General features: G+C 68.6%; 15 protein-coding genes and 1 tRNA gene. 8 read left to right on the top strand and 8 right to left on the bottom strand.

What is annotated here, in order from left to right; translation table 11 throughout:
• The first annotated feature begins 35 nt into the window (after window positions 1-35).
• Both I3K84_RS11470 and pdeM read left to right on the top strand, forming a co-directional pair.
• Window positions 36-2948 (top strand): ligase-associated DNA damage response DEXH box helicase, encoded by a 2913-nt coding sequence (locus I3K84_RS11470; protein WP_196994536.1) that lies wholly within the window; start codon window positions 36-38, stop codon window positions 2946-2948.
• Window positions 2949-2951: 3 nt separating this feature from the next.
• Window positions 2952-3626: a ligase-associated DNA damage response endonuclease PdeM gene (pdeM, locus tag I3K84_RS11465; RefSeq protein WP_011803777.1), complete on the top strand. Its 675-nt coding sequence runs from the start codon at window positions 2952-2954 to the stop codon at window positions 3624-3626.
• 48 nt (window positions 3627-3674) lie between these two features.
• On the opposite strand, the gene I3K84_RS11460 is transcribed toward pdeM, so the two are convergent.
• The 3 genes from I3K84_RS11460 to I3K84_RS11450 are packed head-to-tail and all read right to left on the bottom strand — an operon-like array spanning window position 3675 to window position 5783.
• On the bottom strand, window positions 3675-4226 hold the full coding sequence (locus I3K84_RS11460) for a TPM domain-containing protein (protein ID WP_011803778.1): 552 nt from the start codon (window positions 4224-4226) through the stop codon (window positions 3675-3677).
• A gap of 25 nt (window positions 4227-4251) precedes the next feature.
• Complete coding sequence (locus I3K84_RS11455) at window positions 4252-5157, bottom strand: YgcG family protein (protein ID WP_172205542.1); 906 nt, start codon at window positions 5155-5157, stop codon at window positions 4252-4254.
• Between the two features lie 20 nt (window positions 5158-5177).
• Window positions 5178-5783, bottom strand: coding sequence for a LemA family protein (locus tag I3K84_RS11450; RefSeq protein ID WP_011803780.1), 606 nt, complete (start codon window positions 5781-5783; stop codon window positions 5178-5180).
• Between the two features lie 144 nt (window positions 5784-5927).
• Here I3K84_RS11450 and I3K84_RS11445 point away from each other — a divergent pair, with 144 nt between their 5' ends.
• The 3 genes from I3K84_RS11445 (at window position 5928) to I3K84_RS11435 (ending at window position 8034) form a co-directional block, all read left to right on the top strand.
• Window positions 5928-6377, top strand: a complete 450-nt coding sequence (locus I3K84_RS11445; RefSeq protein ID WP_011803781.1) for a nuclear transport factor 2 family protein — start codon at window positions 5928-5930, stop codon at window positions 6375-6377.
• A 72-nt stretch (window positions 6378-6449) separates the two neighbouring features.
• Window positions 6450-7454 (top strand): YheT family hydrolase, encoded by a 1005-nt coding sequence (locus tag I3K84_RS11440; RefSeq protein WP_196994535.1) that lies wholly within the window; start codon window positions 6450-6452, stop codon window positions 7452-7454.
• A gap of 40 nt (window positions 7455-7494) precedes the next feature.
• A complete protein-coding gene (locus I3K84_RS11435; RefSeq protein WP_012655386.1) occupies window positions 7495-8034 on the top strand; it encodes a DUF2946 family protein in 540 nt (179 codons plus the stop codon).
• A gap of 76 nt (window positions 8035-8110) precedes the next feature.
• Here the strand turns inward: I3K84_RS11435 and I3K84_RS11430 are convergent, their stop codons facing one another.
• From I3K84_RS11430 to I3K84_RS11415, 4 genes are all read right to left on the bottom strand, one after another.
• On the bottom strand, window positions 8111-8650 hold the full coding sequence (locus tag I3K84_RS11430; RefSeq protein ID WP_012655387.1) for a cytochrome c5 family protein: 540 nt from the start codon (window positions 8648-8650) through the stop codon (window positions 8111-8113).
• Window positions 8651-8770: 120 nt separating this feature from the next.
• Window positions 8771-10213: an efflux transporter outer membrane subunit gene (locus tag I3K84_RS11425; protein ID WP_196994534.1), complete on the bottom strand. Its 1443-nt coding sequence runs from the start codon at window positions 10211-10213 to the stop codon at window positions 8771-8773.
• Window positions 10214-10237: 24 nt separating this feature from the next.
• Window positions 10238-13393: an efflux RND transporter permease subunit gene (locus I3K84_RS11420; protein ID WP_196994533.1), complete on the bottom strand. Its 3156-nt coding sequence runs from the start codon at window positions 13391-13393 to the stop codon at window positions 10238-10240.
• A gap of 18 nt (window positions 13394-13411) precedes the next feature.
• Window positions 13412-14713 carry an efflux RND transporter periplasmic adaptor subunit gene (locus I3K84_RS11415; RefSeq protein WP_196994532.1) on the bottom strand — a complete coding sequence of 434 codons (1302 nt, stop codon included), beginning with the start codon at window positions 14711-14713 and terminating at the stop codon, window positions 13412-13414.
• A 163-nt stretch (window positions 14714-14876) separates the two neighbouring features.
• On the opposite strand from I3K84_RS11415, the gene I3K84_RS11410 reads away from it, so the two are divergent.
• The gene (locus I3K84_RS11410) at window positions 14877-15488 is read left to right on the top strand and encodes a TetR family transcriptional regulator (RefSeq protein WP_011803787.1); all 612 of its coding nucleotides are present in this window, start codon (window positions 14877-14879) and stop codon (window positions 15486-15488) included.
• A 52-nt stretch (window positions 15489-15540) separates the two neighbouring features.
• Window positions 15541-15616 (top strand) — tRNA-Arg (locus I3K84_RS11405).
• A gap of 238 nt (window positions 15617-15854) precedes the next feature.
• Here the strand turns inward: I3K84_RS11405 and I3K84_RS11400 are convergent.
• Window positions 15855-16628, bottom strand: a complete 774-nt coding sequence (locus I3K84_RS11400; RefSeq protein WP_196994531.1) for an IclR family transcriptional regulator — start codon at window positions 16626-16628, stop codon at window positions 15855-15857.
• A 222-nt stretch (window positions 16629-16850) separates the two neighbouring features.
• On the opposite strand from I3K84_RS11400, the gene I3K84_RS11395 reads away from it, so the two are divergent.
• A complete protein-coding gene (locus I3K84_RS11395; protein WP_172205550.1) occupies window positions 16851-17981 on the top strand; it encodes an efflux RND transporter periplasmic adaptor subunit in 1131 nt (376 codons plus the stop codon).
• The last annotated feature ends 2 nt before the right edge of the window (window positions 17982-17983 follow it).

The raw sequence follows: 17983 nt of genomic DNA, 5'->3' as shown, positions 1-17983 counted from the left end.
TTTCCCCTTGAAATGCAGTGGCCCGCGCGGCGGCAATGCCTTGGCCGCGCGGTGCAACGGGGGGTGCCGTGACCGCCCCGCGCTTCCCCCTCGCAACCGGCTGGCTGGCCACGCGCGGCTGGGCGCCATTCGCCTTCCAGCGCCAGGTGTGGCGCGCCATCGCGCAGGGACGCTCGGGCCTGCTGCATGCCACCACGGGCGCCGGCAAGACTTACGCGGTGTGGCTCGGGGCGCTGCAGGCCTTTGCGGACTGGGAGTCAAAACGGCCTGTAGCGCCCGTCCATTCAGCGCTGCACGCTATAAATAACGAAGCAGCACCGCGGACCGTACCACTCACCGTGCTGTGGATCACGCCCATGCGCGCGCTGGCCGCCGACACGCTGCGTGCGCTGGCGGCGCCGCTGCAGGCCCTGGCCGCACAGCATGCCGGCCTGGCGCGCTGGAGCCTGGGCGCACGCACGGGCGATACCGGCAGCGCCGAACGCAGCGCCCAGGCGCGGCGTCTGCCCACGGTGCTCGTCACCACCCCCGAAAGCCTGTCGCTGCTGCTGGCGCGCGCGGACGCGCGCGAGCAACTGGCCCGCGTGCGCCTGGTGGTGGCGGATGAATGGCACGAGCTGCTGGGCAACAAACGCGGCGTGCAGGTGCAGTTGGCGCTGGCGCGGCTCGCGGGCTGGAACCCGCGGCTCCTGGTCTGGGGCATGTCGGCCACGCTGGGCAACCTGCCCGAGGCCATGCAGACGCTGCTGGGCCGGGAGGGCGGCACGCTGGTGCGCGGCCGCGTGGAAAAGCGCCTGGTGGTGGACACCCTGCTGCCCGAGCGGCCCGAGCGCTTCACCTGGGCCGGTCACCTGGGCCTGGCCATGCTGCCGGCGGTGGTGCGCGCGCTGGAGGAGTCGCCCGGCACCACGCTGGTGTTCGTCAACGTGCGCTCGCAGGCCGAGCAGTGGTACCAGGCGCTGCTGGACGCGCGGCCGGACTGGGCGGGGCAGATCGCCATCCACCACGGCTCGCTGGACCGCGGTGTGCGCGAATGGGTGGAGGCGGGGCTCAAGAGCGGCAGCCTGCGCGCCGTGGTCTGCACCAGCAGCCTGGATCTGGGTGTGGACTTTCTGCCGGTGCAGCGCGTGCTGCAGATCGGCTCGGCCAAGGGCGTGGCGCGCCTGCTGCAGCGCGCCGGCCGCTCGGGCCACGCACCAGGGCGGCCCTCGCGCATCACGCTGGTGCCCACGCACAGCCTGGAGTTGGTGGAGGCCGCCGCCGCGCGCGCCGCGGTGCATGCCGGGCGGGTGGAAAAGCGCGTCTCGCCGCACCAGCCCGTCGACGTGCTGGTGCAGCACCTGGCCACGGTGGCGCTGGGCGGGGGCTTCGAGCCCGAGGCGCTGTATGCCGAGGTGCGCCGCACGGCCGCGTACCGCACGCTGCCGCGCGGCGTGTGGCAGTGGTGCCTGGATTTCGTTGCGCGTGGCGGCAGCGCCCTGGCGGCCTACCCGGACTACCGCCGTGTCGTGCCGGACGAGAACGGTGTGTGGCGCCTGCCCGATGCGCGCCTGGCACGCCGCCACCGCGCCAACATCGGCACCATCGTGAGCGATGCCAGCATGCAGGTGCAGATTCTGCAGGGCGCTCGCCTGGGCGCGGTGGAAGAGGGCTTCATCGCGCGGCTGTCGCCGGGCGATTGCTTCGTGTTCGCCGGGCAGGTGCTGGAACTGGTGCGCACGCGCGAGATGACCGCCTTCGTGCGGCGCGCGCCGGGGCGGCAGCCCACGGTGCCGCGCTGGAACGGCTCGCGCATGCCGCTGTCCACCGTGCTGGCCGACTACGTGGTGCAACAGCTCGCGCAGGCGGGGCGGGGCCGCTACGCCAGCCCCGAGCTGCGCGCCGTGCGCCCGCTGCTGGAGGTGCAGCGCCGCTGGTCCGCCCTGCCCACGCCGGGCACGCTGCTGGCCGAGACGCTGCGCACGCGCGAGGGCTGGCACCTGTTCCTCTACCCGTTCGCCGGCCGGCATGCGCACATCGGGCTGGCCAGCCTGTTCGCCTGGCGCGCGGCCCAGGGGGTGCCGGGCACCTTCTCGATCGCCGTGAACGACTATGGATTGGAGCTGCTGTCCGCCACAGAACGCGACTGGCCGGCCTTGCTGCCCGACCTGCTGCGCACCGACGCCGCCGCGCCGCAGGCCGCCCGGCAGGCGCACGCCCTGGCGCCCGACGAGGCGCTGGCCATCCGCAACACTGCCAACGCCACGGCGCCCGAGTCGGTGCCGCAAGAGCGTGACGCGCGCGCAGCGTTGCTGCACGAGGTGCTAGCCAGCCTCAACGCCACTGAAATGGCGCGCCGGCGCTTTCGCGAGATTGCGCGCGTGGCGGGGCTCATCTTTCAAAGCCACCCGGGCGAGCAGCGCAGCGCGCGCCAGCTGCAGGCGTCTTCACAGTTGTTCTTCGAGGTCTTTCGGCGTTATGACGCGGGCAACCTGCTGCTGCGCCAGGCCGACCAGGAAGTGCTGAGCCAGGAGCTGGACGTGGCACAGCTGCTGGCGGCGCTCACACGCATGCAGGCGCAGCAGCTCATGGTGCAGCCTCTCGTGCGACCCGGGCCGCTGGCCTTTGCGCTGATGGTGGAGCGCTTTCGCGAGCAGCTCAGCAACGAGGCGCTGGCCGACCGCATCGCGCGCATGCTGGGCGACATGGAAGCCGCCGCCAGCGCGCGCAAACCCGTACCCGCCCCACCGGTGCAGGACGTCGTGCCCCCTGACCCGCCGCGCCGCCGGCGCGCCGCCCCCCCGGCCGCGCCACCGCGGCAGGAAGCATCGTCCGCCGTCACCGACGCACTGCGCGGCACGCTGGACTTTGCCGATGCCTCCGAGGGCACGGGCGCCGCGCCGGCCGCGGCGCGGGGCCGTTCCCCGCGCCGCGCGCGCAAACCTTCGCGCCCGTTGCCGCGCCTGTGACCCATGCATGCGCCTGATCCGCCCGCCGACCTGGCCGTGGACCTGGCCGGCACCACCGTGTGGCTGCTGCCCGAGCGCGCGCTGTGGTGGCCGGAGGGCGCCATGCTGTGCCTGGCCGACCTGCACCTGGGCAAGGCCGCCACCTTCCGCGCGCGCGGCCTGCCCGTGCCCGCGGGCACCACGCGGGGCAACCTGGATCGGCTGGCGCAGTTGCTGGCGCGCCACCCCGGCGTGCAGCGCTTGGTGGTGCTGGGCGACTTCCTGCATGCGGCCGAGGCCCACGCGCCCGCGTTGCTGCGCGCGTTGGCCGCTTGGCGCGAGGACCATGCGGCACTGGAACTGGTGCTGGTGCGCGGCAACCACGACCGCCACGCGGGCGACCCACCGGCGTGGCTGGGCGCGCGCATCGTGGAGGAGCCTTGGTCTCTGGGACCTTTCGCCTGCTGCCACCATCCACAGCACCGCGCGGGGCAGTGGGTGCTGGCCGGGCACCTGCACCCCACGGCCGTGCTGTACGGCGGCGGGCGCGATGCGCTGCGCATGCCCTGTTTCGTGGCGGAGCCGGGCCTGCTGGTGCTGCCGGCCTTTGGCGAGTTCACCGGCGGCCATGCCGTGCCCGCCGCGCCGGGGCGCCAGCGCTTCGCGGTGGGGGCGGGGCGCGTCTGGGCGCTGCCCTGAAGGAGTGATCGAAAAGGGAGTTCCGCCTCGCAAGGCGTGCTCTGGTACTCAGTCCACCGTGCCCGGGATGACGGGAGCGTCGGGCAGCTCGTTCGGCCGGTCCACGCCCTCGGTGGCCGGGAAGTGCTCCACGAGCAGCGCAGAGACCTCGCTCAGCGCCTGGGTCAGACCGTCCTCGTACCGGCCTTGGCGGAAAGCCTCGGCCATGTGCGACACCATGCTGCGCCATGTCGCCGGGGGCACGCGGCGCGCTAGAGCGCGGTCGGCCACGATCTCGATGGCATGCTCGGCCAGCATCAGGTAGATGAGCACGCCGTTGTTGTGTTCGGTGTCCCACACACGCAGCTTGCCGAACTGCGTGACCGCGCGCTCGCGCGCCGTGGCGCCGCGCCACAGGTACGACAGCGGCAGGCCGCCTTCCACGCAGATGCGGATCTGGCCGGTGTGGCGGCGCTCGCTGGCGGCCACGCGCTGGCCCAGGCGCTCCAGCACCTCGGGTGGCAGGGCCTGGTGCAGGCCGCCGTCGGACCAACGGTGCCGCAGCAGCCGCGTCAGGCGCGCCAGCACGCCGGAAGGTGGGGATGAAGAGGGTGTGACCATGGTGTTTCGCTCTGTGCTTGCCGCCCTACCAGTCGCCCGATGCACCGCCGCCGCCGAAGTCTCCGCCGCCGCCCGAGCCGAATCCACCACCGCCTCCACCGCCCCAGCCACCGCCGTGACCGCCTCCCCAGCCGCCGCCGCCGTGCCACACCACGGGGCCGCCCCGGCCCGCAAAGATCCAGGTGTAGAGCAGCGCCAGCAGCCCCGCGCCACCCGCCAGCAGCAGGCTGGAGGTGACGATGAAGGCCAGGAACCCAGCGCCGCCGCCCATCACCAGGCCGCCCAGGCGCTGGCCGAACAGCCGGCGCACCACGGGGCCTGCCACCATCACGCCGAAGAAGAGGAAGACGGCCAGGTCTGTCCAGTCAAAGCCCGCGGACGCGCCGCGGCCCTGCCCGTCGCCCTGCTGGCTGCTTTGCGGCGCGGGCAGGTTTTCGCCCGCGATGCGCGCGCCGATTTGCTGCACCGCGGCGTCCAGCCCGCCGGCAAAGTCGCCCTCGCGAAAGCGCGGCTTCATCGCGCCGTCGATGATGCGCGCGGCGGCGATGTCGGGTATGGCGCCTTCCAGCGCCTTGGCCACCTCGATGCGCATGCGCCGGTCGTCCTTGGCCACGACCACCAGCACGCCATCGCCCACGTCCTTGCGGCCGATCTTCCAGGCGTTGCTCACGCGGTTGGCGAAGGCGGCGATGTCCTCGGGCGCGGTGGTGGGCACCATCAGCACCACCACCTGCGAGCCGTGCTGCTGCTCGATGGCGGCCAGCCGCGCCTCCAGCCTCTGGCGCTGCGCGTCGTTCAGCGTGCCGGTCTGGTCGATCACGCGCGCCTGCAGCGCAGGCACCGCGCGCAGCGGCTGCGCGGTGGCGGGGAGGGCTCCGATAGCTACAAGAAATATAGCTATCAGCGCTTGAAGGGCAAGCGCTAGCGGCATATTTGCTTACAACCCCGATGTCAGGGCTTGGAGGCGGGTGCGGGGCTGGAGAAATCCACCTTGGGCGGCGCAGAGATCTCGGCCTCGTTCGCCACCGTGAAGCTGGGCTTGGGTTCATAGCCGAACACCATGGCCGTGAGGTTGGTGGGGAAGCTGCGTGCGAGCACGTTGTACTCCTGCACGGTCTGGATGTAGCGGTTGCGTGCCACGGTGATGCGGTTCTCGGTGCCCTCCAGCGTCACGCGCAGGTCGCGGAAGGCCTGGTTGGCCTGCAGCTGCGGGTAACGCTCGGCCACCACCATCAGGCGCGACAGCGCGCTGGACAGCTCGCCCTGCGCCTGCTGGAACTTGTTGAACGCCTCGGGGTTGTTGAGGGTTTCGGGCGTCACCTGGATCGAGGTGGCCTTGGCGCGCGCCTCGATCACCTTGGTCAGCGTCTCCTGCTCGAACGCCGCCTCGCCCTTGACGGTGGCCACGATGTTGGGCACCAGGTCGGCGCGGCGCTGGTACTGGTTGAGCACTTCGCTCCACGCGGCCTTGGACTGCTCGTCCAGGCGCTGGAAGTCGTTGTAGCCGCAGCCCGAGAGGGCCAGCACGGCGGAAAGCATGGCGATGAGTCGTTTCATGGTGAAGAGGCCTTTTCAATGCAGAAGAAAGACGGGCGGCACGGCGCCGCGCATGCCGATCATTGTGCATGCATCGGCCAGGCGCATGACAGGGCCATCGAAAGGCACAATACGCGGCTGGGTTGCAACCACCGACACTTCGCCATGCCCCGAACCCCGCTGCGCGCGGCCGCCCTGGCCGGTTCCCCCGACGATCTGGAAGCCGCGTTCTACGACGCCCTGCAAGCCGGCGACGTGGAGCGCGTGATGGCCTGCTGGGCCGACGAGGACGACATCGTCTGTGTGCACCCCGGCGCCGCGCGCCACGTGGGGCCCGCCGCCATCCGCGCGGCGTTCGCCACCTTGCTGCAGCAGGGCGGCCTCAACGTGCATCCCGCGCAGGTGATGCGCGTGCAGGCCCTGGCGAGTGCCGTGCACAGCGTGCTGGAACATGTGCGTGTGATGCTGCCCGACGGTCCGCGCGAGGCCGTGGTACAGGCCACCAACGTCTACCACAAGACCCCGCAAGGCTGGCGCCTGGTGGCGCACCATGCCAGCGCCGCCGGCATGCACGAGGCCGAGGGCGCTGCGCCCGCCGGGCACCTGCTGCATTGATGCCAAGCCTTTGAGGGGCTGGTTTATGGGGCAAATTGGCCTTCAGCACAATACCAGAAAGCGCTGCCAGCTATGAAATATGAAGCGCCTTGGTGGTTGCCCGGCGGCCATGCACAGACCATCTGGCCCGCGCTGTGGGCGCGGCGCACGCTGGGGCCGCCGCCGGCCTATGTGCGCGAGCGCTGGCTGGCGCCCGACGGCGACTTCGTGGACGTGGACTTCCTGTGGCCGTGTGCCGCGGCGGGCGCGGCCCCCGCGCCGCTGCTGGTGCTGTTCCATGGACTGGAAGGCTCGTCGCGCAGCCACTATGCGCAGGCCTTCGCCGGCGTGGCCCGCGAGCGCGGCTGGGGTTTTGCCGTGCCGCATTTTCGCGGCTGCAGCGGCGAGATCAACCGCGCGCCGCGCGCCTACCATTCGGGCGACCATGAAGAGATCGACTGGATCCTCCGGCGCCTGGCCGGGTTGCAGCGGACCGGCGGTGGGGCGCGGGCGCCGCTGCTGGCCGTGGGGGTGTCGCTGGGCGGCAATGCGCTGATGCGCTGGGCCGGCGAGCAGGGCGGCAGCGCGCTCGCCAGCGCGGACGCCATCGCCAGCGTGTGCGCTCCGCTGGACCTGGCGGCCGGCGGCCACGCCATCGGGCGGGGCTTCAACCGGCAGGTGTACACGCGCATGTTCCTGCGCACCATGGTGCCCAAGGCGCTGGCCAAGCTGGCGCAGTACCCCGGCCTGTTCGACCGCGCGGCCCTGCTGGCCGCGCGCGATCTGCACGCTTTTGACGACCTCTTCACCGCGCCGCTGCACGGCTTTCGCGATGCGGACGACTACTGGCGCCGCGCGTCGGCCAAGCCGCTGCTGCCTGCGGTGCGCGTGCCGGCGCTGCTGGTCAATGCGCGCAACGATCCCTTCGTGCCCGGCGCCAGCCTGCCGCGCGACGGTGAGGTGGCGCCCGTGGTCACGCTCTGGCAGCCGGCGCATGGCGGCCACGTCGGCTTTGCGCAGGGCGGCTGGCCCGGCCATGTGCGCGCCCTGCCCGAAGCCGTGGCTGCCTGGCTGGCCGACCACGCGGCGCTGGGGTGAATACCTGCGGGGGCGCGGACGAGGGCGCACAATCGCTGTCATGGATGACATCGTCAAGCAGGCCATCGCCAAATGGCCCAACGTGCCGGCCTGCTACGGCTGGCTGGGGCTGGATGCGCGCGGCCACTGGTACCTGCGCGATGACGCCGTGCAGTTACAGGGCGGCTTCGCCGTGGCGCGCGGAACGCGGCTGGAGCATGCCAAGCTGATCGAATTCATCCACCGCAACTATGAGGCGGATGGTGAAGGCCGCTGGTTCTTCCAGAACGGACCGCAGCGCGTCTATGTGGAACTGGAGGCCACACCGCTGATCTGGCGTCTGGGCGCCGACGGCGAGCCCGTGGCGCACACCGGCCGGCCGGCCGGTCGGGCGAATGAGTGCCTGGTGGACGAGGCCGGCCGCGTGTACCTGGCCTGCACCGCCGGCCTGGGCCTGGTGCACAGCCTGGATGTGGAGGCGTTGGCGCGCCAGATCGATCAGGGCCGCTGGACGCCACGCGAGGTGCTGGCGGCCGACCTGCCCGGTGCCTACGGCTTTGTGCCGAGCCCGCAGGCGGTTGCGGGCCCACTGCCGGCGTAACGCGCACTGCAGAAAACCCCCGGCCAGAAACCAACAAGCCGGCACGCGGCCGGCTTGTGACGAGGCGAAAAGGGCCTTAGTTGGAGGCAGGTGCGCTCGCAGCGGCCGCGCCGCCTTCGGCGCCGGGACGGTTGGGCTCCTCGAACTTGGCGCCGGCGGCATTGGCCATGTAGGCCACGCCGCGCGCGATCTCGGTGTCGTCGAAGTCGCCGCCACCCTGCGGTGCCATGGCGCCCTTGCCCTTGAGGGCCGATTGCACCAGGGCTTCGAAGCCCGTGGCAATGCGCGGCGCCCAGGCGGCGGCGTCGCCCAGCTTGGGCGCGCCCGCGGCGCCGGTGGCGTGACAGGCGGCACACTGCCCCTGGAAGACGGCTTCGCCTGTGCGCAGCGGGCGGTTGGCGTCGCGCACCTCGACGTTGCCGATCTTCTGGATGCGCTGGGCCACGGCCAGTTCGGGGTTGGCGGAGCCGGCCGCCGGCTTCTTGTCGGCCGTGACGAACAGCACCAGGCCGATGATGGCGAACACCGGGAGCACAAACGCAAAAATGACGGTGACCAGGAGTTGCTTGGGGTTCTTGATCGGTCCGGTATGCGCTTCGTCGTGGGTGTCGCTCATGGGATCCTCTGGTGATTCTGTTGTACTGGGGGCTGAAGGGAAAAGACTTTTCGATTATAGGAGCGCGCTCCACGCCCGCCCGTTGGGGAAAAAACGGGCAGGCGCGCGTCGTGACCTATGTCAGGAGCGTGGGGTCTCTTCGGCGGGAGCGGTCCAGCCGCCGCCCAGCACCTTGTAGAGCGTCACCTGGTTCTGCAGTTGCTGCAGGCGTGTCACCACCAGCGACTGCTCGGTGGCGAACAGCGAGCGCTGCGCATCCAGCAGGTCCAGGTAGCTGGCCACGCCGTTGCGATAGCGCATGTCCGACAGCTCGAAGCGTTTGGCATCCGCCTGCGCCTGGGCGCGCTGGGCGTCGACCTGCTCCTGCAGCGTGGCCTGGCCGGCCAGGGCGTCGGACACCTCGCGGAACGCGGTCTGGATGGACTTCTCGTACTGGGCCACGGCGATTTCGCGGCCCGCGCGCGCGGACTCCAACCCCGCCTGGTTGCGGCCGGCATCGAAGATCGGCAGGGCCAGTTGCGGCGCCAGCGAGAACGCCCAGGAGCCGCTCTTGAACAGCCCCGACAGCTCATCGCTCACGGTGCCAAACTGCGCCGTGAGCGATATGCGCGGAAAGAACGCCGCGCGCGCCGCGCCGATGTTGGCGTTGGCGCCGATTAGCAATTGCTCGGCCTGGCGGATGTCGGGGCGGCGCTCCAGCAGATCTGAGGGCAGACCGGCGGGCAGCGGCTGCATGGGCGCGGCATTGACCAGGCGCGACGATGGCAGGCTGGCGCGGATGTCGTCTGGCAGCGGCTGGCCCAGCAGCAAGGCCAGGGCGTTTTCATCGAGCATGCGCTGGCGCTGCTGCTGCGCATAGGTGGCGCGTGCGGCCTGGGCCAGGCTCTCGGCCTGGCGGTTGTCGAGCTCGGAGCTCACGCCGTTCTCCAGGCGCAGGCGTGTGAGCTTGACCGACTCATCGCGCGTTTCCAGCGTGCGACGCGAGATGTCGAGCAGCTCCTCGTCGGCCATCAGGGTGAGCCAGCCCGAGGCCACGGCCGCCACCAGGCTGATCTGCGCCGACTTGCGCGCCTCGTCCGTGGCCAGGTACTGGGCCAGGGCCTGCTCCTTGAGGGCCGCCACGCGCCCGAAGAAGTCGATCTCCCAGGCCGAGATGCCCAAACCCACCTGGAACTGATTGGCGTAGCTGCCCGTGGTCGCGCTGGGCTGGCGCGTGCCGCTGGCGATGGCGTTGACCGTGGGGAACTGGTTGGCGCGCTGGATCTGGAATTGCGCGCGCGCCTGCTCGACATTGAGCATGGCCACGCGCAGGTCGCGGTTGTTGCCCAGGGCCATGCCGATCAGCCGCTGCAGGCGCGGGTCGGTGAAGTAGTCCTTCCAGTCGATGCTGGCGGCGCTCTGGGGGGCTGCAGCGCTGGCACTTGCCAGCGGGTAGGTTGGCGGCACTGGCGCCGCGGGCCGCTCGTAGTGCGGGATGAAGCTGCATCCGGCCAGCAGTACCGCTGCCGTCAGGGTGGACAGGGCACGCGCCGGGCGCGTGCTGTGCAGGTTGTGCTTGTGCATGGTGTCTTGCTCCGGCGGGGGGCTTCAGGCTTCTGTGCCGCTGCTGCTGTGCTGCTGGGCCAGTTTGGCGTCGTGATCGTGCTGTCGCTCGCTGCCCCGGAACAGGCTGCGCACCACCACAAAGAACACGGGCACGAAAACCACGGCGAGGACGGTACCGGTGATCATGCCGCCGACCACACCGGTGCCGATGGCGCGCTGGCTGGCCGAGCTCGCGCCGGAGGCCAGATACAGCGGCACGACGCCCAGCGTGAACGCCAGCGAGGTCATGACGATGGGGCGAAAGCGCAGGTGGGCGGCTTCCAGCGCGGCCTCGATGATGTTCTTGCCCTGGGCCTGCAGGTCCTTGGCAAATTCGACGATCAGGATGGCGTTCTTGGCCGACAGACCAATGATGGTCACCAGACCGATCTGGAAGTACACGTCGTTGGCCATGCCGCGCAGCAGCACGCCCAGCACCACGCCCAGCACGCCCAGCGGTACGACCAGCATCACCGAGAACGGAATGGACCAGCTCTCGTACAGCGCCGCCAGGCACAAAAACACCGCCAGCAGCGCGAACGCATACAGCACCAGGGCTTGCGAGCCGGCAAGTTTTTCCTCGCGGGACTGGCCGGTCCACTCAAAGCCAAAGCCTTCTGGTAGCTGGGAGGCAAGGCGCTCCATCTCTGCCATGGCGTCGCCCGTGCTGTAGCCCGGGGCGGCGTCACCGGCGATCTTCATCGACGGATAGCCGTTGTAGCGCACGGTCTGCATGGCGCCGGTGATCCAGCGCGTGGACGCGAACGTGGACAGCGGCAGCACCTGGCCCTTGTCGTTGAGGATGGGGATGTCGAGCACCGACTCGGGTTGCATGCGCGCAAACCCGTCGGCCTGCACCACTACCCGTTGCAGGCGGCCCTGGTTGGGGAAGTCGTTCACGTAGGTGGAGCCCAGCGCCGTCGCCAGCGCGCTGGCGATGCGGTCGTACGACACGCCCAGGGCGTTGGCCTTGTCGCGGTCGATGTCAATCTGCATCTGTGGCGCGTCCTCCATGCCGTCGGGGCGCACGGCGGCGAGCACCTTGCTTTGCGAGGCCATGCCCAGCAGCTGATTGCGTGCCGCCAGTAGCGCATCGTGACCCTTGCTGCCGCGGTCTTGCAGGCGGAAGGTGAAGCCGGACGCCGAGCCCAGTTCGGGGATGGGTGGCGGGCTGAGCGTGAAGATGAACGCATCGCGAAAGCCGCCCAGCGCGCCCATGGCGCGACCGGCCACGGCCTGCGCGGTCTGGTCGGGACCGGGGCGCTCGCTCCAGTCCTTGAGGGTGATGAAGGCCAGGCCGGCGTTTTGCCCCTGACCCGAGAACGAAAAGCCCGAAACGGTGACGATGTCGCGCACTTCAGGCTGTTTGAGCATGAACTCTTCCACCTTGGTCAATGCTGCACGGGTGCGCTCTTGCGAGGCGCCAGGGGGCAGTTGCACGTTGGAGATCAGAAAGCCCTGGTCTTCATTGGGCAGGAACGAGGTCGGCAGACGCATGTACACCACCGCCACCGCGCCCAGCAGCACGGCGTAGATGATCATCATGCGGCCGCTGCGGCGCACGAGCCTGGCCAGAAAGGACTCGTAGCTGTGCGTGGCGTGCTTGAAGGACCGGTTGAACCAGCCAAAGAAGCCTGTTTTGTCGTGGTGTCCCTCGGTCACGGGCTTGAGCAGGGTGGCGCACAGCGCGGGGGTGAGCGACAACGCCAGGAAGGCCGAAAATGCGATGGACGTGGCCATGGTGACCGCGAACTGGCGGTAAATGTTGCCCGTCGAGCCTGCAAAGAAGGCCAGCGGCACGAACACGGACACCAGCACCACGGTCATCCCGATCACGGCGCTGGAGATCTGGCCCATGGCCTTGCGCGTGGCTTGCAGCGGTGGCAGGCCTTCTTCAGCCATGATGCGCTCGACGTTTTCCACGACCACGATGGCGTCGTCCACCACGATGCCGATCACCAGCACCATGCCGAACATGGTCAGCACGTTGATCGAGAACCCCATGGCCAGCAGTGCGCCAAAGGTGCCCAGCAAGGCCACCGGCACCACGATGGTGGGGATGATGGTGTAACGGAAGTTCTGCAGGAACAGGAACATCACCAGAAACACCAGTCCGATCGCTTCAAGCAGGGTATAGACCACTTTTTCGATGGACACCGAGATGAAGGTGGAGGTGTCGTAGGGGATGGTGTAGGCCACGCCCTGCGGGAAGTACCTTTGAAGCTCGGCCAGCTTGGACTTGACGGCGTCGGCAGTGGCCAGCGCATTGGCGCTGGAGGTGAGCTGCACGCCCATGCCCACCGAGGGCGAGCCATTGAGCCGGCCGCTGAAGTTGTAGGTCTGCGCGCCCAGCTCGATGCGCGCCACGTCTTTCAGGCGCACGGTGGAGCCGTCGGTGTTGGCGCGCAGGATGACGTTGCCAAACTCTTCGGGTGTGGACAGCTGGCCCTTCACGACAATGGTGGCCGATATGGTCTGGCCCGCTGGGCTGGGCAGCTCGCCCAGGTTGCCGGCGGACACCTGCACGTTTTGCGCGCGGATGGAGGCATTGACCTGATCCAGCGACAGGTTGAAGCCTTTGAGCTTGACCGGGTCGATCCAGATGCGCATGGCACGCTCGGAGCCGAACTGCGTCACACCGCCCACACCCGGCAGGCGCTGCAGTTCAGGCACCACGTTGCGCGCGGCATAGTCGTTGAGTGCCTCGATGCTCACGTTGGGGTTGTCAGACGTGAGGATGGAGAACAGCAGGAAGTTGGAGCGCGACTTTTCCACGCGCACGCCCTGCTGCGTCACTGCGGCTGGCAGGCGCGGGGTGGCGCGCGACAGGCGGTTTTGCACATCCACCTGGGCCAGGTCGTCGTTCGTGCCTGGCTCGAAGCTCAGCACGATCGAGCCCGTGCCGTTCGCCTGGCTGGTGGTTTCCATGTAGGCCAGACCGGTGGCGCCGTTCATCTCACGCTCGATGACCGACAGTACGGTGTCCTCCAGGGTCTGCGCCGTCGCGCCCGGGTAGGCAACGGTTACCTGGATGGTGGGAGGCGCCACGGTGGGGTACTGCGCCACGGGCAGCTGGGTGATCGAGACAGCGCCGATCACCATGATGAAAATTGCGATCACCCACGCGAAGATGGGGCGCTCGATGAAGAACTTGGCCATGTGCCGCGCTCCTGTCTTTTATTGCTTTGCCGCCGCAGGGGCCGGCTGACTGGAGGCCGCCGAGGCGGGGGTGGCGGGCGCTGCTGATGCGGGCGCTGTGGCGGGCTGTTGGGCGGCACCAGCGGCTTGCCAGGCGACGGGCTTGACGACGATCGGATCGCCGGGCTTGCCGCGCGGCAGCTTCTGGAAGCCATCCACCATGACCTGTTCGCCCGACTTCAGGCCATCGAGCACCACCCAATGGGAGCCCTGTGCAGGCCCCAGCTTGACCACACGCGGGGTGACTTGGTTGTCCGGGCCCACCACCAGCACCGTGTCGGCCTTGCCCGAGCGGGTGACCGCCTGCTGGGGCAGCAAGATGCCGTTGTCCACCTGCGCCTGCTCCAGCCGCACGCGAACATACAGGCCGGGCAGCAGGGCGCGCTCGGGGTTGGGGACTTCGGCACGCAGGGTCACCTGGCCGCTGGTGGCGTCCACCGTGAGGTCGGTGAACAACAGCCGGCCCACCTGCGGATACACGCTGCCGTCTTCCAGCACCACGCGCACCGCCGCCGCCTTGGCGTCGGCCTGTTTGTATTTGCCGCTGGTCATGGCGGCGCGCAGCTTGAGCGCATCAGAGGCCGATTGCGTGAAGTTGATGTACAGCGGGTCGATCTGCTGGATGACGGCCAGCTCGGTCGGCGTGCCCTGGCCGACCAGCGCGCCTTCCGTGACGAGGGCGCGGCCAATGCGGCCGGAAATCGGAGCGGTGACCGTCGCATAGCCCAGGTTGATGCGCGACGTGGTCAGCGCGGCCTTGGCGGCGGCAACATTGGCTTCGGCGGTCTTCTGCGCGGCGACCGCATTGTCGTATTCCTGCTTGCTGATGGCGTTGACGGCCACCAGCGGGCGATAGCGCTCGGCCAGCGCACGGCTTTGCGCCAGGCTCGCCTCGGCCTGGGCCACGCTGGCCTCGGCCTGGGCCACACTGGCCTGGTAGGGCGCGCTGTCGATCAGGAACAGTTGCTGGCCGGCCTTCACATCGCTGCCTTCCCTGAAGAGGCGCTTTTGCAGAATGCCCGCGGCCCGAGCGCGCACTTCGGCAACGCGCGACGCTTCCAGCCGGCCGGGCAGCTCGGTGACCAGGCCGATGCTGCTGGCCTGCACCGCGACCACGCCCACCTCGGGGGTGGGCGGCTGGGCAGGGGCGCCGCCGGCATCATTTTTCTGGCCGCAGGCGCTGAGGGTGAGAACCCCTGCCAGGGCCAGGGAAGAAACGATTGCCGGGGTACGCTGGGCCTGGCGGATAGTCGGCGCCATCGCGTGGTTCAGGAGGGGCATGGGAGTCCTTTGGGAGGGCGGTGTGCGGCGAGGCTTCGTGACGCTGGCGGTGGGTGTTGGCATCAGCGAATGACAATGGCGCAAAAAGGAATGCAGCATCCATCCATCCATGTATGTATAAATGTCACTACCCGCGCAGCGTCGCGTTTCGGAGGTTCCCACGATGGCACGGCGTACCAAGGCAGATGCGGCTGCCACGCGCAATGGCCTGCTGGATGCGGCTGAGCATGTTTTTTACGAGAAGGGCGTTTCTCGCGCGTCCTTGGCCGATATTGCCACCGTGGCCGGCACCACCCGTGGCGCCATTTATTGGCACTTCAAGGACAAGGCAGATTTGTTCAATGCCATGCTGGATCGCGTCACGCATCCGCTGATGCAGGCCATTGAAGACACCCAAGGCATGGCGCACCTGGCGCGTTTGCGCGGCCTGGTGCAGGGCGTGCAAGGCGCCGTCGCGCACGATGAGCGCATGCGCCGTGTTTTCGAGATCGCGCTGTACCGGGTTGAATACGTCGAAGACTTTGAGGCCGTGAAACGCCATCATGTCGCAGGGTGCGCGGCTTTCCAGGCGCAGATTGCCCGGGAGCTGGGCCTGGCCGCCGCGGCGCAAGGCATCGACCTGCCCCTATCGGCCCCGGTTGCGGCCATGGGCGTGCAGGCGCTGTTTGATGGCTTGCTGCAGTCGTGGCTGCTCAACGATGCCAATTTCGACCTGGAAGCCGCCAGCCGCCAGACCATCGACGCATATCTGCGCGGTCTGGGCTTTTGCCTGTGAGGCCGTGCAATAATCCCGCTCCACCCTCGTGATGAGGGTGGTCATCCTTTAAGCGGCTGTAGCTCAGTGGATAGAGTATTGGCCTCCGAAGCCAAGGGTCGTGGGTTCGATCCCCGCCAGCCGCACCAAAATCAACGCCAACGATTTGCACCGAACGCCGGGGCTCCTGTCCAGGAGCCATGCTGTCGTTGCCGAGCAGCGGGCCTATTCGTCCCCGCCTGTACTCCGCGCGTCCCCCCGTCCCACCAAGCCCCCGTCCACTGCGTTGGCCCATGCAGGGCCGAAGGTGGTTGGATTTGCTCCTGATTTAATAGCTGTTAGCGCTTGATATAAAAGGGCTTGAGCCGGATTTGGCTTAAAAATGATTCAGCGCACCCCAGTGGGGCTGTTGAGCAGTTTCTCCAGGTTCGTGCGCAGGCTGAAAAGCTCTTGCTTGAAGAGTTCCAGCTGCGCCTGCATGCGTACCGACGGTGCCAGCACCATCATGGCGTAGGCGCCGCGGTAGGTGTTGATGGCCACGGCAATGGCAGAGACGCCTGGAATGATCTGCCCATCGTCCAGGGCGTAGCCCTGCTGGCGGACGGTGTCGAGGGTCTGCCGCAAGGCGGCTGCCTGCTGCGGACGGTCGCCCAGCTCTTGCTGAATCCAGGCTTGCAGCGATGCCTCATCCAGGCGCGCCAGCAGCACCTTGCCTGCGGCGGTGATCTCCAGGGGCGGCATGATGCCCAGGTGCGGCACCACGCGCAGCACTTGCTCGCCCACCACCGCATCCACGATGTGCAGTTTGTGCATTTGCAGGCGGGCCAGGCAGACGGTCTCTTGCAGCTTGGCGGACAGCTGCTGCACATGGGGCTTGAGCACCGGCACCACGTCGGACTGCGCGGTGTAGAGCATCTGCCCCAGCGCCGGCCCCATGCGAAAGCCGGTGGGGCCCGCAGGTTCAACGATGTTTTCGGCCACCAGTGCGTTGATGATGCGCTGCACGGTCGAGCGGGGCAGCTCTACCTCGGCCGCGATGGCCGCAAGGCTCATGCCGCTGAGCTGGCTGTGTGTGCTGAGCGCTCGCATGATGCGGCTCATCCGGGCGATGACCTGAATGCCGCTGTGCTGCCGTTCATCGGTGTCTTGTGGTGCTGGCATTGAAAAATTGGTGCAGAAAAAAGCCTGAAAGGCAAGTGGGGAGGCTCATCGCCTTGGAGGCAAGGGGGGGATCCCTGATGACCCGTTATTTTAATCGCCCAGTGATACACTGCACCGCTAATCGATACATAAGGACAGTTGTTCTCTGGAGGAACTCTGTCCTTTTTGTGTTTTCTTCCCGATCCGCCCGAGTGGGGCTGTTTTTACGAGGAGCGTGAACTCATGAGCGTGAAGTTTCCAACGGCGGCCCGTGCGGCTTTGGCTGTGGCGGCAGCAGGCATGTTGGTGGCATGCGGCGGCAAACCCGAGGGCCAGGGCGGCCCCCAGGGCCCTGCTGCCGTGGGCGTTTTTGCCGTGCAGACCCAGGCGGTGACTTTGAGCACCGAGCTGCCCGGGCGCACCGTGGCTTCGCGCGTGGCCGAGGTGCGCCCCCAGACCAGCGGCATCGTGCAAAAGCGCCTGTTTGAAGAGGGCAGCGTGGTCAAGCAGGGCCAGGCGCTGTACCAGATTGACCCGGCCACCATGAATGCGCGCCTGGTCAAGGCCCAGGCCCAGCTGCAAAGCACCGAGAACCTTGCCAAGCGCTATGCCGTGCTGCGCGAGAAAAACGCCATCAGCCAGCAGCAGTACGACGACGCCATGAGTGCCTGGCGCAACGCGCAGGCTGACGTGGAGCTGGCACGCATCGACACCGTCTATGCCAAGGTGCTGTCGCCCATCGCGGGCCGCATTGGCCGCTCGCAGGTGACCGAAGGCGCGCTGGTCGGTGTGGGCCAGGCGCAGCCCATGGCGACGGTGCAGCAGATCGATCCCATGCATGTGGACATGCAGCAGTCCATGACGGACATCCTGCGCCTGCAGGCCGCCAATGCCCAGGCCAGCGCCAAAGTGCGCCTGGTTCTGGAGGACGGCAGCGTCTATCCCGTGCCGGGCACGCTCAAGTTTTCTGAGGTCAATGTGGATGAAAGCACGGGCTCTGTGACCTTGCGCGCCACTTTTGCCAACCCCGACGGCCTGCTGCGCCCGGGCATGTTTGTGCGCGCCCAGCTGCAGACGGGCACCAAGCCAGAGGCGCTGCTGGTGCCGCAGCAGGCCGTGTGGCGCAACACCCAGGGCAAGTCCATGGTCTGGGTGGTGGGCGATGACAACGTGGCCAAGCCGCGCCCCGTGAACGCGGTGCGCACGGTGGGCAACACCTGGCTGGTGGAAGGCGGCCTGCAGTCCGGCGAGCGCGTGATCACCGAAGGCCTGCAAAAGCTCCGTGGCGAGATGCCAGTGCAGCCGGTGCCTGCCCAGAACGTGGACATCGTGACCGACCTGTACGCCGTGAACGCCGTGGGCAAGGGCGACTGAAG

Origin of the sequence: Diaphorobacter sp. JS3051 (genome assembly GCF_015832135.1) — a bacterium.
In the GTDB taxonomy this organism is placed as follows: domain Bacteria; phylum Pseudomonadota; class Gammaproteobacteria; order Burkholderiales; family Burkholderiaceae_C; genus Diaphorobacter; species Diaphorobacter nitroreducens.
The sequence above is the reverse complement of the archived record's forward strand: the minus strand, read 5'-3'. Positions and strand labels throughout refer to the sequence as shown.

What these genes read in the sequence shown, in the direction of transcription:
- I3K84_RS11470 (WP_196994536.1), top strand. Translation starts at nt 36, where the DNA reads ATGCCTTGGCCGCGCGGTGCAACGGGGGGTGCCGTGACCGCCCCGCGC.
- pdeM (WP_011803777.1), top strand. Translation starts at nt 2,952, where the DNA reads ATGCATGCGCCTGATCCGCCCGCCGACCTGGCCGTGGACCTGGCCGGC.
- I3K84_RS11460 (WP_011803778.1), bottom strand. Translation starts at nt 4,226, where the DNA reads ATGGTCACACCCTCTTCATCCCCACCTTCCGGCGTGCTGGCGCGCCTG.
- I3K84_RS11455 (WP_172205542.1), bottom strand. Translation starts at nt 5,157, where the DNA reads ATGCCGCTAGCGCTTGCCCTTCAAGCGCTGATAGCTATATTTCTTGTA.
- I3K84_RS11450 (WP_011803780.1), bottom strand. Translation starts at nt 5,783, where the DNA reads ATGAAACGACTCATCGCCATGCTTTCCGCCGTGCTGGCCCTCTCGGGC.
- I3K84_RS11445 (WP_011803781.1), top strand. Translation starts at nt 5,928, where the DNA reads ATGCCCCGAACCCCGCTGCGCGCGGCCGCCCTGGCCGGTTCCCCCGAC.
- I3K84_RS11440 (WP_196994535.1), top strand. Translation starts at nt 6,450, where the DNA reads ATGAAATATGAAGCGCCTTGGTGGTTGCCCGGCGGCCATGCACAGACC.
- I3K84_RS11435 (WP_012655386.1), top strand. Translation starts at nt 7,495, where the DNA reads ATGGATGACATCGTCAAGCAGGCCATCGCCAAATGGCCCAACGTGCCG.
- I3K84_RS11430 (WP_012655387.1), bottom strand. Translation starts at nt 8,650, where the DNA reads ATGAGCGACACCCACGACGAAGCGCATACCGGACCGATCAAGAACCCC.
- I3K84_RS11425 (WP_196994534.1), bottom strand. Translation starts at nt 10,213, where the DNA reads ATGCACAAGCACAACCTGCACAGCACGCGCCCGGCGCGTGCCCTGTCC.
- I3K84_RS11420 (WP_196994533.1), bottom strand. Translation starts at nt 13,393, where the DNA reads ATGGCCAAGTTCTTCATCGAGCGCCCCATCTTCGCGTGGGTGATCGCA.
- I3K84_RS11415 (WP_196994532.1), bottom strand. Translation starts at nt 14,713, where the DNA reads ATGCCCCTCCTGAACCACGCGATGGCGCCGACTATCCGCCAGGCCCAG.
- I3K84_RS11410 (WP_011803787.1), top strand. Translation starts at nt 14,877, where the DNA reads ATGGCACGGCGTACCAAGGCAGATGCGGCTGCCACGCGCAATGGCCTG.
- I3K84_RS11400 (WP_196994531.1), bottom strand. Translation starts at nt 16,628, where the DNA reads ATGCCAGCACCACAAGACACCGATGAACGGCAGCACAGCGGCATTCAG.
- I3K84_RS11395 (WP_172205550.1), top strand. Translation starts at nt 16,851, where the DNA reads ATGAGCGTGAAGTTTCCAACGGCGGCCCGTGCGGCTTTGGCTGTGGCG.